We start from the raw sequence: 332 nt of genomic DNA on the forward strand, positions 1-332 counted from the left end.
CGTGGCTCCGAAACGGAATGCCGATCGCTCACCCCTCTTTTCGTAGCCGAAGGTCATCTGCGGAGCGATGCTACCCCGCATGTTAACCTCGCGCTGAGCATAGGTCAGACCCCGGCTTTCGTAATCGTAGCCTTTGCCGACAGTGAAGGTCGCATTGCCTGAAAGCGATACCAGCTGCTGAGCAACGCCGAAGCTCACGAGACCACCCAAAGCAGGACGGCTTGCAGTCACGCCAAAGCGACCGCTCGTGACGATATCCATGTCCGTAAGGAGCATGTCATCGGCAAGCTTCAGGCGCGTAGCACCAAGGCTTGCATAGCCATCGACCTGCC

1 protein-coding gene is annotated in these 332 nt (G+C 58.4%); it reads right to left on the reverse strand.

The genetic code is table 11. The annotated features are described in order from the left end of the window. A partial coding sequence (locus A3712_RS27905; protein WP_197465863.1) for a hypothetical protein occupies positions 1 to 332 on the reverse strand: 332 nt, incomplete at both ends.

It is taken from the genome of Vibrio sp. HI00D65, assembly GCF_001635455.1.
Taxonomy (GTDB): Bacteria; Pseudomonadota; Gammaproteobacteria; order Enterobacterales; family Vibrionaceae; genus Vibrio.